This is a genomic window from Streptosporangium sp. NPDC005286 (assembly GCF_040607515.1).
GTDB lineage: Bacteria > Actinomycetota > Actinomycetes > Streptosporangiales > Streptosporangiaceae > Streptosporangium.
The window spans coordinates 1-14,230 of sequence record NZ_JBEXGU010000207.1; the positions used below are offsets into that span (position 1 = coordinate 1).

Here is a 14,230-nt window from a genome sequence, read left to right on the forward strand (position 1 = left end):
GGTGTCCTTCGACACCCCGGACCGCCCCGACGCTTGCGGCGCTCGCACGGGAGCGGGAAGAGAGCCCGGACAACCCTTCGGACCGGTTCCGTCCCGTCGGCGGCGAGCGCGGATTGCCGTTGTCTACTGGGTGCCCGGACCCCTCCTGGGTCCAACCCCCCGCCCGGAAGGAGTGCCCCGCCTCGACGGACTGCCGGCCCTGCGTCTGGCTGAACGGACGGGGTCACCCCCGTCACGGGCGCAGGAAACGGCGATGTCGAAAGGCGGCCGACCGGCCAGTCCCGTGCTGGACTGGGCAGCAAACTACCGAGCCCAGCGCAGATGTCAACCGTGTCACTAACAGCGGAAACATCAAGTTTTCGCAGCTGGGACATGATCGACGAGAGCCGTCAATGGTCTCATGTGATCCGATGTCTCTCAAGTCGAGCGAGGGCATCGGGAAGCGGACCGTCGTGCACGACGCCAAGCCGCTGGGTCGCGCGGGTCAATGCCACGTAAAGGTCGCTGGCCCCGCGCGGGGACTCGCCCAGGATCAACTCCGGTTCGACCACGATGACCGCGTCGAACTCCAGCCCCTTGGCCTCGGCGACGGTCAGCACCGCCACCTGGGCGTCCAGGGCGGCGGCCCCCGGACCGGCGACCGCGCCGTCGACGGAGCGGACCACCACCTCTCCGAGCTCCCGCGCGCGCGACTCGGGGACGATCACGACAAGTCGCCCACCCTCCACGATCTCGGCCTTGACGACGTCGCCGAGCGAGGCCGTCGGTGAGGCCGCCCACGGGCGCGCCCCGGTCTCCCTGACCGAGGCCGGGGCCTTCAGCGCCGGATCGACCAGGGTGAGCACGTCGGCGGCCACCGCCATCAGCTCCGCCGGGGTGCGGTAGTTGACGCTGAGGGTCTCCTCGCGCCAGCGCCCGGCCACGTAGGGGTCGAGGACCCGGCCCCAGGAGCGCGCCCCGGCCGAGGATCCGGTCTGGGCCAGGTCGCCGACGATCGTCATCGACCGCGTCGGGCAGCGACGCATCAGCATCCGCCAGTCCATCGGCGACAGCTCCTGCGCCTCGTCCACGATGACGTGGCCGAAGGCCCAGTTGCGGTCGGCCGCGGCGCGCTCGGCGGTGGTCAGGAAGACGTCGTCGCCGAGGTGGCGGGCGGCGAACTTCTCGGCGTCCATGATGTCGGAGAGCCCGGTCAGCTCCAGGACCTCCTTGGCGTAGGCGAGCTGGTGCTGCCGCTCGTCGAGCGCGGCGGCACGCTGCGCCGCCTGCTCCTCCTCGGCCATCCAGGCCCCGGCCCGCAGCACCGCGGGGTCGATGTCGCCGAGCAGTTCGGCGGCCTCGTCCAGCAGCGGTACGTCGGACTCGGCCCACCAGCTCTCCCCCTTGCGGGGCGGCTCGCGCAGCATCAGCTCCCGCTCGGCCTCGCCGAACTCGGCGGCGGCGTGGTCGAGGCGCTCCCGGGAGGTGAACAGTCCGATCAGGAGCTGCTGTGGTGTGACGTAGGGCCACAGCCGGTTCAGGGCCGCCTTGACGGGCCGCTCGGTACGGAGCTCCTCACGGATGTCGGCCAGCTCGTCGTCGTCGATCATCCCCTTGCCCAGCTGCCTGGCCGCCTGACGGGCGAGCGCGTTGAGCAGGTGGCGGACGAAGAGCGCGCGGGCCTCGTTGTGCGCCCGCCTGGAGCGGGCCGCCCTGTTGCGTGCCGCCTCCAGGACGTTGCCCTCCAGCCGCAGGGTGTAGCGGTCGAGGCGGATCTCGATCGGCTTGCGCGGCACCCGCTGCCGCTCGCGCACGGCCCGTGCGATGACCTGGGCCATCCGGGAGTCGCCCTTGAGCCCGGCCACCTCCGGGGGCTCCTTGCGCCCGGGAACGACCCCCGGGTACAGCTCGGAGACCGTCGACAACAGCACGTCGGTCTCCCCCAGGGAGGGCAGTACCTGCTCGATGTAGCGCAGGAATGTCAGGTTCGGCCCGAGTATGAGCACCCCCCTGCGGGCCAGCTTCTCCCTGTGGGTGTAGAGCAGGTAGGCCGCCCGGTGCAGCGCGACCACGGTCTTGCCGGTCCCGGGACCGCCCTGCACGACCAGTACCCCGCCCAGGTCCGAGCGGATGATGCGGTCCTGCTCCGACTGGATGGTGGCCACGATGTCGCGCATCCGCCCGGTGCGCCGCGCGGCCAGGGAGGCGAGCAGGGCGGCCTCCCCGTTGAGGGTGGCCACGTCCTCGTCCGTGAGGTTGTCGAGATCCAGGAGATCATCGTCGATCCCGATCACCCTGCGGCCCTTGGTCTGCAGGTGGCGACGGCGGGTGACGCCCATCGAGGCCGCGGGGGTGGCGCCGTAGAAGGGCTGGGCGACCGGGGCGCGCCAGTCGATCAGCAATCGGCGCTGATCGTCGTCGGCCATGCCGATGCGGCCGATGTAGAGGGAGGTGTCGTCGGCGTTGTCGAGCCGGCCGAAGCACAGGCCGTTCTCGACAGCCCACAGACGGCCCAGACGCTCGGCGTACATCCCGGCGAAGGTGTCGCGCTCAGAGCGGTTCTGGTGCGTGCCCCCGCTCCCTCCCTGCGCGAGGACGCCGTCCAGCTGCCGCTGGGTGCGCTCGCGCAGCAGATCGAGCCTCGCGTAGAGACCGGAGACGTACTCCTGCTCCTTGGTCAGCTCGATTTGACGGGTTGCCGTCGCTCCATTATCGTTGCTAGTAATGGGATACTCCGGACCATTGCGCTAGTTGTTATGACAAACCATCACCCTAGCAGGTCCGTTGAGAAGTTTACCCGCCCCTGCGCCATCACAGCTTTATTGCGACGGCTCCTGCCCGCTTGACGAGGATCCGCCGGGTTCCTTACATTCACTCGAAGTTAGGAAAGTTTCCTAACTTCGCTTCGCCGGTGAATGCGAGGACGCACGCGGAGGGCCAGTGAAACAGCCGACGCCGGGCACCCCCAGCCTGCTGCGCGCGATCAACGACCGCGCCGCCCTGCAGGCGCTGCTGGAGCGCGGCCCGCTGACCCGCCCGGAGATCGGTGCCCTCACCGGCCTGTCCAAGCCCACCGCCTCACAGCTCCTCATCCGCCTGCAGGAGGCGGGCCTGGTCGTGCTCAACGGCATCCGCGAGGGACTGCCCGGCCGCACCGCCGAGGTCTACCGGCTCAACCCGGCCGCCGCGTACGCCGCCGCGATGGACGTCACGCGCGCGGGCATCGACGTCAGGGTCGCCGACATCACCGGCGCCGTGGTCGGCGAGTACCACCTGCCCACTCCCGGCCGCTCCGGCGGCGACGCGGTGGAGCGGGTCGCCGCCGCGCTGGAGGGCGCGGGCGCCCCGGCGACGCCGCGGTGCGCGGTCATCGGCGTGCAGGGCACGATCGACCCGGGCACCGGCAGGCTGGCCTACGCCACCAGCAGGGACATGCCCGGCTGGCACATCCCCGACCTGGTCCGCACCCTCGGCGACGGCCTGGGCATACCGGTCGCGATAGAGAACAACGTCAACCTCGTCGCCCAGGCCGAGCAGGCGCACGGTGTGGGCCGGGGCCACCGGGACTTCGTGCTGCTCTGGGCCGACGAGGGCCTGGGCGCGGCGCTGGTCCTCGGCGGCCGGCTGCACCGGGGCGCCACCGGCGGCGCCGGCGAGATCGGCTACATGCCCACCCCCGGCGCGCCGACCGCCAGGGAGACCGGCCGCTACGCCAACCACGGCTACCAGGCACTGACCGGCGGCCCCGCGGTGCTCAAGATCCTCCGGTCGTACGGCGTGCGCGGCGGCGCCCCCGCGCAGGCGGTGCTGAACGCGGTGCGGGCCGCCGCCTCCACCGGCAGGCGCGCCGACGACGCCCGTGCCGGGCTGCGCGACATCGCCTCCCGGCTGGCGGTCGGGCTGGCCTCGATCACCTCGGTCATCGACCCCGAGATCATCGTGCTGACCGGCGGGACCCTGCTCGCGGGCGGCGACACCCTGCGCGAGCTCGTCGAGCACGAACTCCACGCGCTGACCATCCCCCGACCACCGCTGCTGCTGTCAACCGTCGAGGGCAATCCCGTCCTCGCGGGCGCGCTGGATCTGGCCCTCGCGACCGTACGCGACGAGGTCTTCGGCTCCACAGTCCCTTCTTGACCCTCCCGTGTACCCCCCACCCCCCCAGGAGGCAGCCGTCGTGCACCGACGCTTTCTCACCCTCGCCCTCGCCACCCTGACGGCCGCCGCTCTGACCGCCTGCACCGCGGGCACGGAGGGCGCACCCACGCTCGGTTCGCGCCCCAAGCCCTCAGGCTCGGCCTCCGCCACCCTGCCGGCCTCGGCCATCGAACTGTGGCACGGATTCTCCGCGCCCGGCGAGGTCAAGGCGTTCGAAGACGCCATAGCCGGATTTCGTACGAAATTTCCCCAGATAACCGTCAAACTGGTCAAGGGCGTCCAGGACGAGCAGATCACCCAGGCGGTGCGCGGCGGGAAGGCCCCTGACGTCGCCTCCTCCTTCACCACGGACAACGTGGCCCAGTGGTGCCGCAGCGGAACGTTCCAGGACCTCACCCCGGTGATCAAGCAGGATGGCATCGACCTGTCCGTGCTGCCCGAGGTCTCGCGTTCCTACACCGAGTACGAGGGCAGGCGGTGCGTGATGCCCCTGCTCGCCGACGCGTACGGGCTCTACTACAACAAGGCCCTGATGAAGGGCTCCGCGCCGCCGAAGACGCTCTCGGAGCTCACCGAGCTGACCAAGAAGCTCACCGTCCGCGACGCGGAGGGCAACATCAAGGTCGCCGGGTTCATCCCGAGCTTCTCGTACTACGAGAACTCCGCCTCGCACCTCGCCCCGATGGTCGGCGCCACCTGGTACAAGCCGGACGGCACCTCGGCGATCGGCTCCGACCCGGCGTGGAAGGAACTGCTGCGCTGGCAGAAGGAGCTCGTCGACTGGTACGGCTACGACAAGCTGGAGAAGTTCCGCAAGAGCCTGGGCCAGGAGTGGTCGGCCGACCACCCGTTCTACAAGGGCAAGGTCGCCATGGTCCTGGACGGCGAGTGGCGCAACGCCATGATCGCCGGCGAGGCCAAGGACCTCGACTACGGCACCGCACCGCTCCCGGTCTCCGACACCAAGCCCGACCTGTACGGCAGCGGCTTCACCGCGGGCACCGTGATCGGCGTGCCCAAGGGGGCCAAGAACCCGCAGGCCGCCTGGGAACTGGTCAAGTATCTGACCACCGACACCTCGGCACTGGTCACGCTCTCCAACGCGTTGCGCAACGTGCCGACCACCAAGGCCTCACTGGAGTCGCCCGACCTGGACAAGGACCCGAACTTCCAGACCTTCCTCGACATCTTCGCCCACCCGAAGACGAGCACGGTCCCGGCGAACGTCAACAGCGCCTTCAACCAGGACACGGTGCAGGAGTTCCTCGGCCGGTGGGAGAAGGGGACGCTCACCGACCTCGACGCCGAACTGGCCAAGGTCGACAAGCGTCTCGACGACAAGCTGAAGCTCTCCGGGGGCTGAGCCTCGATGAGCATCGTCCACGCGGCGCCGCCCAGGTGGCGGCGCCGTGAGGGCCTGGTGGCCCTCCTTTGGATATCGCCCTGGCTGGTGGGGTTCGCGGTGTTCTTCGCCTACCCCCTCGCGGCGACCGTCTACTTCTCCTTCCACCGCTACGACCTGTTCACCCTGGAGTTCGTCGGCCTGGACAACTACCGCTACTTCCTGGTGGACGACCGGGCCTGGGTCTCCATCAGGAACACGCTCTGGTTCACGGTCTTCATGGTCCCCGCCCAGGTGATCTTCGGGCTGGGCGTGGCGCAGCTGCTCACCCGCCTCAAGGCGGGGGCCGGTTTCTTCCGCACCCTCTTCTACCTGCCCTCGCTGGTCCCGGTGGTGGCCGGGACCGTCTCCTTCGTGTTCCTGCTGAACCCCTCGGGTCCCTTCAACCAGTTCATCGAACTCTTCGGGATCACCGCACCCGACTGGTTCGGCGACCCGAACTGGGCCAAACCCGGCCTGACCCTGCTGGCCATGTGGGGTATCGGCAACACCATGATGATCTTCCTCGCGGCCCTGCTCGACGTGCCCAAGCATCTGTACGAGGCCGCCGCGATCGACGGGGCCGGCGGGTGGCGGCAGTTCAGGAGCATCACACTGCCGACGATCTCGCCGGTGCTGATGTTCTCGGCGGTCACCGGCGTCATCTACGCCCTGCAGTACTTCACCCAGGCGATGATCGCCTCCCGGGTCGCCGCCGGGGTCACCGACTCCCCCGGCAGTTCCTTCGTCCCCGGCTACCCCGAGCTGTCGACGCTGACGCTGGCCCAGTGGCTGTTCCACGTGGGCTTCCGCGACTTCAGCATGGGCTACGCCTGCGTGCTGGCCCTGCTGCTGTTCGTGGTCTCCACGCTCTTCACCCTCGTCCTGCTCCGCCGGTTCCGCGCGTTCGACCAGGGAGCGGACCGGTGACGACCCTGACCATGAAGCTCACAGCGCAGGGTTCCCCCGCGCGCGGCCCGCGTACCCGCAGGGTCCTGTACTGGATCGCCACCCACGCCATCGCCGTGGCGCTGTCGCTGATGTTCGTCGCCCCGCTGGTGTTCGTGGCGCTGACCGCGCTCATGAGCACCGACCAGACGCTCACCGGCGACCTGTGGCCGGACACCTGGAACTGGGGCAACTTCGCCGAGGTGTTCACCAGGTCGCGGCTGCTGGCCTGGCTGGGCAACACGTTCCTGTACGCCGGGCTCGGCACCGCGTTCATGCTACTGTCGTCGATCCCGGTGGCCTACGCGATGGCCCGCTTCCGCTTCCGCGGGCGCAGACTCGCCTTCCTCGCGGTCATCACGATGATGATGCTGCCGCCACAGGTCGTCGCGGTCCCCGTCTACCTCATCTGGGCGCGCCTGGACCTCACCGGCACGCTGTGGCCGCTGATCCTGCCGATGCTGTTCGGGGACGCCTTCTCGATCTTCCTGCTCCGGCAGTTCCTGGTCACGATCCCCAGGGAGTACACCGAGGCCGCCCGCGTGGACGGGTGCTCGGACTTCCAGACCCTGATCAGGGTGATCCTGCCGATGGCGCGTCCGGCGATAGCGGCGGTGGGTCTGTTCCAGTTCTTCTACTGCTGGAACGATTACTACGGTCCATTGCTCTACGCCCAGATAAACGAGGAAAACTGGACGCTCTCCCTCGGGCTGGCGTCCTTCCGGGCACTGCACAGCGTGCAGTGGAACCTCACCATGGCGGCGACCCTGCTCGTCATGGCCCCGGTGATCATCGTGTTCTTCTTCGCCCAGAGGGTCTTCATCGAGGGCGTCACGCTGACAGGAGTAAAAGGGTGAAACTCGCCGTTGTCGGGGGCGGCTCGACGTACACGCCGGAGCTGATCGACGGGTTCGCGCGGCTACGCGACGAGCTTCCACTGACCGAGATCGCGCTGGTCGACCCGGACGTCCGCCGGCTGGAACCGGTGTCCGGCATGGCGCGCCGGATGCTGGCGCGGGCCGGGCATCCGGCCACGGTCGTCGCCACCACCTCCGTCGAGGAGGGCGTCGCCGGGGCGGGGGCGGTCCTGCTGCAACTGCGCGTCGGCGGCCAGGCCGCGCGGGACGTGGACGAGACCCTGCCCCTGGAGTGCGGCTGCGTCGGCCAGGAGACGACCGGGGCGGGCGGGCTGGCCAAGGCGCTGCGCACGGTACCGGTGGTGCTGGACATCGCCGAGAAGGTCGCAAAGCACGCGCCCGACGCCTGGATCGTCGACTTCACCAACCCCGTCGGCATCGTCACCAGGGCGCTGCTGGAGGCCGGGCACCGGGCCATCGGCCTGTGCAACGTGGCCATCGGCTTCCAACGCCGCTTCGCCGCGAACCTGGGCGTCGCCCCCGAGCGGATCTCCCTGGGCCACGTCGGCCTGAACCACCTCACCTGGGAGCGGGCCGTCCACCTGGACGGAGTCGACGTGCTGCCGCGGCTGCTGGAGAGCCACGGTGCGGAGATCGCCGAGGACGTCGGCCTGAGCGCCGCGCTGATCCGGCACCTGGGCGTGGTCCCCTCCTACTACCTGCGCTACTTCTACGAGCACGACCTGGTGGTGGCCGAGCAGCGGACCAGGCCGTCGCGCGCGGCCGAGGTCTCGGCGATGGAGACGGCGCTGCTGGAGATGTACACCGACCCGGCCGTGGACACCAAGCCGGAACTCCTGGAGAAGCGCGGCGGGGCCTTCTACTCGGAGGCCGCGGTGGCGTTGATCGCCTCGCTGGTCGGCGACCGCGGCGACACCCAGGTGGTCAACCTGCGCAACGACGGCACGCTGCCGTTCCTGCCCGACGAGGCGGTCATCGAGGTCCCGGCCACGATCACCGCGGCGGGCGCGGCCGCGCTGCCGGTGGACCCGGTGGAGCCGCTCTTCGCCGGGCTCATCGCCCACGTCACGGCGTACGAGACGCTGGCGCTCGCGGCCGCGCTGCACGGCGGCGAGGACCGCGTCGCCGACGCGCTGCTGGCCCACCCGCTGATCGGGCAGGCCGCACTCTCGAAAGACCTGGCCCGGCGCCTGATCGAGGCCAACCGCGGGCACCTGTCCTGGGCGAACGCGTGAGGACGGTCCTGGCCGTCGACGGCGGCAACAGCAAGACCGACGTCGCGCTGGTCGGCGAGGACGGCTCGGTCATCGCCACCGGGCGCGGCGGCGCCTTCCAGCCGCAGACCGCGGGGGTGGGGGCCGCGATCGACGTGATCGGCGACGCCGTGCGCTCCGCGCTCGGCGAGGGGGCGAGGACACCGTACGCCGACCACGTGGCCGCCTACGTGGCGGGCGCGGACCTGCCGGTGGAGGAGGACGCGCTCCGCGCGGAGATCCTCCTGCGGGGGTACGGCACGGAGGTGACCGTCGGCAACGACACCTTCGCGCTGCTGCGCGCCGGGGCCTCGGGCCCCGCGGGCGTGGCCGTGGTGTGCGGCGCGGGCATCAACGCGGTGGCGGTCTCCCCCTCGGGGGAGGTGGCGAGATACCCGGCCCTGGGGCGGCTCACCGGCGACTGGGGCGGTGGTCTCGGCCTCGGCGAGGAGGCGCTCTGGCACGCCGTACGCGCCGAGGACGGCCGGGGTCCCGCCAGCGCGCTGACCTCCGCGATCCGCGGGCACTTCGGCACCCGCACCGTCGAGGAGGTGTCCCTGGCCATCCACTTCGGCGAGCTGCCCTACGGCAGGCTGAACGAGCTGGTACCGGTGCTGATGGCCGTCGCCGCCCAGGGTGACGGGGTGGCCCGCTCGCTGGTGGCGCGGATGGCCGAGGAGGTCGTCGTGCTCGCGGTGGTCGCGCTGCGCCGCCTGGACCTGCTCGCCGTGCCGATGGAGGTGGTCCTGGGCGGCGGCGTGCTCACCGCCCGCGACCCGCTGATGAGCGAGCTGCTCGAGCGGGGCTTCGCCGAGCGGGCCCCGCAGGCCAAGCCGATCGTCGCCGACGTCGCCCCCATCATGGGTGCCGCCCTCCTGGGGCTGGACGCCCTCGGCGCCACCGAGGAGGCCAGGGCCCGCCTGCGGGCCCACTTCCACGCCCTGACCTGAGACGCGCCCGGCTCACCCGCCCCCCTCCCGGAGATCGGTCCTCTCCCCCGGCGTCGCATCCAGGTGCGGAGTTCGGTGAGAGGGCCGCCGGGTACCGGCTGCGGAGGCGGTGCTCCCCGCGCACGGTGCGGTCACGGGCATCTCCGCCCCGGGCCGTCCGGGAGAAGGTGATCGGGAAGCCCCTCGTCCCCGCGTGCGGTGCGGTCGCCTCTCCCCTGACCAGCCGTTACAGGTACTGGCCGGCTTCGGCTCCGTCCGTCTTCGACACCCGCACCGACACCACGTTGGCCAGGTTGACGACCATGCCGATCATCTCGGTCTCGAAGCCGTATCTCACCTGGGTCAGCACCAGGCTGCGCCGCTCGTCCAGAGCACGGGAGATCGCCTCCACCGCCTCGGACTCCCCGTCGAAATCCCCGCTCGTCACGGAGACGTCCTCACCCCCCACCGGGTGGAATCGGATGATCAGTACATCGTTGTCAGGCACAGCCGGCTCCTTTCGCCAGTGTCCACAGGAAGTACCTGCCCAGCGTCGAACGCTGTAGACAACCGTCGCCACCCGGGCTTCACGCGGAGGATCCGGCCGTCGCGGAGGCGCCCCGTTCCCATGCGGTGAAACGGAGATATCCGCGAGGTGAATCACCCCATTGGAATTTCGCCGGTCATGTCATCCCATTCGTGTCATAAATATTTGGTATGACGTGGCGAAAGCCTTATTCGGGTGGCCCTCACCTGCATGATTATTACCACGGTAGCCATATGGCAAAGTTATAGAAACATGGAGGGTATTGCGGCCTCACGTCCAATGTCAGCCTTGTGCACGTCCAGGCTGCCAGGTCCCGCCGGTTCCCCGCGGCGGTGTCGCACGGTGCCGGTTTCGACCGGCCGCCCCGGCGCCGCACGCGTTCGACAGGTCGCGTCCAGGCACGTCCCCCGGAGGCCAAGGAGGCCATTGTGGACGCCGAGAACACCCACCACCAGAATACCGGCAGCGAGAGCGGGGGCATCAGCCGCAAGACCCTGCTGAAGGCCGCTCTCATCGCCCCGATCCCGCTGCTGGTCGGCCAGGCCCCCGTGCTGGCCCGCGACGCGCGGCGGACGGACGGGCTGCTCGACCCCACCCCCTTCTGCGACGACGGCGACGACCCGACGATCGCCCAGACCGAGGGCCCCTATTTCAAGCCCAACTCGCCACGGCGCACCTCACTGGTCGGGCCCGGCACACCGGGCGTCCCGCTGACCGTCAGCGGCTACGTGTTCGGCCGCTCGTGCCAGCCGATCGCCAACGCGCTTCTGGACTTCTGGCAGGCGGACACCAACGGCGCCTACGACAACAGCGGATTCGGCTTCCGCGGGCACCAGTTCAGCGACGCCCAGGGCGCGTTCAAGCTGACCACGATCGTTCCGGGCCTGTACCCCGGACGCACCCGGCACATCCACGTCAAGGTCCAGGCCCCGAACCGGCCGGTGCTCACCACCCAGCTCTACTTCCCGAACGAACCGCGCAACAACACCGACACGATCTTCGACCCGTCACTGGTCATGACCGTGCGCACGGTCGGCTCCGGCAGGGAGGCGACGTTCGACTTCGTGCTCAACATCGTCGGCACCCCGTCGCCCAGCCCGACGCCGACCACGAGCCCCCCGCCGGGCGGGGCGTGGCAGGCCGGAACGAACTACAAGGCCGGCGACCAGGTCACCTACGGCGGCGTGACCTACCGCTGCCTCCAGGGGCACACGGCCTACGCCGGATGGGAGCCGCCGAACGTACCGGCCCTGTGGCAGCGCGTCTGACGCACCGACCGGCCGACGTGACCGGCGCCCCCGCCTCCGCTCGTGGACGTCGTGTCGCCGTGGCCCGGGGGCCCGGTCCGGCCTCTCCCCGGACCGGGCATCCCGCCCGAGGTCTCCCGGTCAAAGTCCGACGCGCTTCTCCCGGCGTTCGATCGACTCCGCGACCCGCGCGTAGACGGCCAGCAGAAGGTCCCAGAAGCGGCCGACGTCAAGCGAGGTGCCGACCAGGGCGTTGGGGGCGCGGCCCCGGAGGTTGAAGTCGGTCACGGTCATCCCCGAGGTGAAGCGGCCCGCCGTCTCGACGTCGACGACCGCGGGTTCCAGGGTGATCAGCGACGGGTCGATCAGGTGGGCGACCGCGCAGGCGTCGTGAATCGCGGGCCCGTCGTCGGCGGTGATCATGCCGTAGAACCGCACGCACGGGATGAGCAGGTCGGTGCCGAGCCTGCCCATGGCCGCCATTCTGGCCGCCACCGCCTCCGTGGTCATGGCGGCACGGCTCACGTCAAGGCCGATCATGGTCACCGTCCAGCCCGCGCCGAAGACGATCGCGGCGGCCTCCGGATCGGCGGCGATGTTGAACTCGGCCGCCGGGGAGAAGTTGCCCCGGGTGTACGACCCGCCGAGGATGGTGAGCCCCCGCGCCCAGTCGACGATCCTCGGTTCCCTGAGCACCGCGAGCGCCACGTTGGTCAGCGGGCCGATGGCGACCAGGGTCACCTCGCCCGGGTCGGCCCTGAGCGTCTCGACGATGAAGTCGACGGCGTGCCCGGCGGCCGGCGGGAGCGTCGCCGGAGGCAGCAGCGCGTCCCCGAGACCGGAGCCGCCGTGCACGTCGGCCGCGTCCACCCGGGCGCGCAGCAGGGCGCCCGCACTGCCCGCGGTGACCGGTACGTCGCCGAACCCCAGGAACTCGCGGAGCCGCAGCGCGTTGTCCGTGGTCCTGGCCAGGTCGACGTTGCCGCCGACCGTGGTGATCCCCAGGACCTTCAGGTCGGGGCTCCCGTGAGCGAGGGCGAGCGCCAGGGCGTCGTCGATCCCCGGGTCACAGTCAATAATGATCTTCCTAGCAGACACCCGTTCAGCTTGGATTAACTACCCCATGTCCGGCAAATCGGTACTTAGTAGCTCAGGCGCGCTCGTCGGGCTTACCGGCCTCCGTACCGGCCGGCTCCGGGGGACGGTGCTCGTACGGCGTGCTGAGCACGACCGTGGTGCGGGTGGAGACGTTGGCGGCGGTGCGGATCTGGTTCAGCAGTTCCTCGAGCGCGATCGGCGAGGCCACCCGGACCTTGAGGATGTAGCTCTCGTCCCCGGCCACGCTGTGGCACGCCTCGACGGCGCTCAGGTGGGCCAGCCGTTCCGGGGCGTCGTCGGCGGCGGCCGGATCGATCGGCTTGATGGACACGAACGCGGTGAGCGGCAGCCCGATGGCGTCGTAGTCGACCAGCGCCGCGTAACCCCGCAGCACCCCGCGCTTCTCCAGCCTGCGCACCCGCTGGTGCACCGCCGACACCGACAACCCGGTCTCCCTGGCGAGATCGGTGAAGCTCATCCGGCCATCCCTGGCCAGCAACGTGACGATACAGCGGTCGATCTCCTCCATCCCGTAAACGGTAACGGCACCGGAGAGCACACGCATCGCCCGGATGTCACGGCACGGTCCCAACCCACGGGCAATCTCGCGACCCGGTTCCCGTGGCGGCCGGATCGGAACGTACAGTCGCGAAATGAGCAACCTGGAAACGGATCCGCGGGAGTCGGCGTGCGGTGGCCTCGCGGACGTGGTGGCGGAGCCGGTGACCGAAGTGCTGGCCGGCAGGGACGTGGTGCTGGGCGGCCCGCGGGCGATGAAGGTCACCAGAACCCTGCCGAACCGGGACATCAGAATGGTCGGCGCCTGGTGCTTCGTCGACCACTACGGCCCGGAGAAGACGACGATGAGCGTCCCCCCGCACCCGCACACCGGGCTGCAGACCGTCAGCTGGCTCGTGGAGGGCGAGATCCTGCACCGCGACAGCGTCGGTAGCGAGCAACTGATCAGACCGGGCCGGCTCAACCTGATGACCGCGGGACGTGCCATCTCCCACTCCGAGGAGTCGGCCGCCGAGGCCGCCCTGCACGGGGTCCAGCTGTGGGTGGCGCTCCCCTCCGCCGCCCGCGAGACGGCTCCGGCCTTCGAGCACCACCCGGTGCTGCCCGAGCTGACCCTGCCGGGCGCCAGGGTGACCGTCATCATGGGCGAGCTGGGCGGCGTCACGTCACCGGCGACGGTCCACACCCCGCTGGTCGGGGCCGAGGTGAGGCTGGAGGCCGGCGCGGCGATCTCCGTCCCGCTCCGTCCCGGCTTCGAGTACGCCGCGCTGGCCCTGTCCGGCACCGTGCGGGTCGACGAGACGGACCTGTCCCCCGGGCCGCTGCTCTACCTGGGCAGCGGGCGTTCGGCGCTGGCCATAGGGGCCGAGGATGCCGGTCGGCTGCTGCTCATCGGCGGCGAGCCGTTCGAGGAGCGGATCGTCATGTGGTGGAACTTCGTCGGCCGCAGCCACGAGGAGATCGCCAGGTTCCGGCAGGAGTGGATGGAGGGCGAGGAGTTCGGCACGGTGCCCGGCGGCGCCGCCCCGCTGCCCGCTCCCGAGCTTCCCCTGACCGCCCTGAAGGCTCGCGGACGCCGCCGCTAGCGACCGGCCCCGACCCCGCGCGGGACGGTCCCGCCCGTCGCCAGGCCCCGCCCCTCGCCGGGCCCTGTGCCGCGCCCCTGGCCCACGGCTCTTGCCGTGGCGGGGACCACCGGTCAGGCCGCGCCTCTCGACGCGGAGGAGGGAGCCGCGGCGATCGACGACAAGGCGGCGAGAGGGCGAGACCCCGCGCCTCGCCGGAGCCACGCAC

General features: G+C 70.6%; 12 protein-coding genes. 8 read left to right on the forward strand and 4 right to left on the reverse strand.

Annotated elements, in window-relative coordinates; all coding sequences use genetic code 11:
• Positions 1-398: 398 nt before the first annotated feature.
• Complete coding sequence (locus ABZU75_RS40880) at positions 399-2,510, reverse strand: ATP-binding domain-containing protein (protein WP_355567006.1); 2,112 nt, start codon at positions 2,508-2,510, stop codon at positions 399-401.
• A 409-nt stretch (positions 2,511-2,919) separates the two neighbouring features.
• On the opposite strand from ABZU75_RS40880, the gene ABZU75_RS40885 reads away from it, so the two are divergent.
• The 6 genes from ABZU75_RS40885 to ABZU75_RS40910 are packed head-to-tail and all read left to right on the forward strand — an operon-like array spanning position 2,920 to position 9,547.
• On the forward strand, positions 2,920-4,116 hold the full coding sequence (locus ABZU75_RS40885) for an ROK family transcriptional regulator (protein ID WP_355567009.1): 1,197 nt from the start codon (positions 2,920-2,922) through the stop codon (positions 4,114-4,116).
• 40 nt (positions 4,117-4,156) lie between these two features.
• Positions 4,157-5,500, forward strand: coding sequence for an ABC transporter substrate-binding protein (locus ABZU75_RS40890; protein WP_355567012.1), 1,344 nt, complete (start codon positions 4,157-4,159; stop codon positions 5,498-5,500).
• Positions 5,501-5,506: 6 nt separating this feature from the next.
• Positions 5,507-6,448 (forward strand): sugar ABC transporter permease, encoded by a 942-nt coding sequence (locus tag ABZU75_RS40895; protein ID WP_355567015.1) that lies wholly within the window; start codon positions 5,507-5,509, stop codon positions 6,446-6,448.
• A complete protein-coding gene (locus ABZU75_RS40900; protein ID WP_355567017.1) occupies positions 6,445-7,323 on the forward strand; it encodes a carbohydrate ABC transporter permease in 879 nt (292 codons plus the stop codon). Before ABZU75_RS40895 ends, ABZU75_RS40900 begins: the two co-directional genes overlap by 4 nt.
• Positions 7,320-8,579 carry a 6-phospho-beta-glucosidase gene (locus ABZU75_RS40905; RefSeq protein WP_355567020.1) on the forward strand — a complete coding sequence of 420 codons (1,260 nt, stop codon included), beginning with the start codon at positions 7,320-7,322 and terminating at the stop codon, positions 8,577-8,579. Before ABZU75_RS40900 ends, ABZU75_RS40905 begins: the two co-directional genes overlap by 4 nt.
• Entirely contained in the window at positions 8,576-9,547 is a 972-nt protein-coding gene (locus ABZU75_RS40910; RefSeq protein ID WP_355567023.1) for a BadF/BadG/BcrA/BcrD ATPase family protein, read from the forward strand. Before ABZU75_RS40905 ends, ABZU75_RS40910 begins: the two co-directional genes overlap by 4 nt.
• A 226-nt stretch (positions 9,548-9,773) precedes the next feature.
• Here ABZU75_RS40910 and ABZU75_RS40915 read toward each other — a convergent pair whose 3' ends face one another.
• The gene (locus ABZU75_RS40915) at positions 9,774-10,034 is read right to left on the reverse strand and encodes a hypothetical protein (RefSeq protein WP_350919333.1); all 261 of its coding nucleotides are present in this window, start codon (positions 10,032-10,034) and stop codon (positions 9,774-9,776) included.
• A gap of 467 nt (positions 10,035-10,501) precedes the next feature.
• Between ABZU75_RS40915 and ABZU75_RS40920 the strand changes: the two genes are divergently transcribed.
• The gene (locus ABZU75_RS40920) at positions 10,502-11,341 is read left to right on the forward strand and encodes a carbohydrate-binding protein (protein WP_355567027.1); all 840 of its coding nucleotides are present in this window, start codon (positions 10,502-10,504) and stop codon (positions 11,339-11,341) included.
• A 120-nt stretch (positions 11,342-11,461) separates the two neighbouring features.
• On the opposite strand, the gene ABZU75_RS40925 is transcribed toward ABZU75_RS40920, so the two are convergent.
• Complete coding sequence (locus ABZU75_RS40925) at positions 11,462-12,418, reverse strand: nucleoside hydrolase (protein ID WP_355567030.1); 957 nt, start codon at positions 12,416-12,418, stop codon at positions 11,462-11,464.
• A 52-nt stretch (positions 12,419-12,470) separates the two neighbouring features.
• The gene (locus ABZU75_RS40930) at positions 12,471-12,947 is read right to left on the reverse strand and encodes an Lrp/AsnC family transcriptional regulator (RefSeq protein ID WP_350919324.1); all 477 of its coding nucleotides are present in this window, start codon (positions 12,945-12,947) and stop codon (positions 12,471-12,473) included.
• A gap of 124 nt (positions 12,948-13,071) precedes the next feature.
• Between ABZU75_RS40930 and ABZU75_RS40935 the strand changes: the two genes are divergently transcribed.
• Complete coding sequence (locus ABZU75_RS40935; RefSeq protein WP_355567034.1) at positions 13,072-14,022, forward strand: pirin family protein; 951 nt, start codon at positions 13,072-13,074, stop codon at positions 14,020-14,022.
• Positions 14,023-14,230 lie beyond the last annotated feature (208 nt).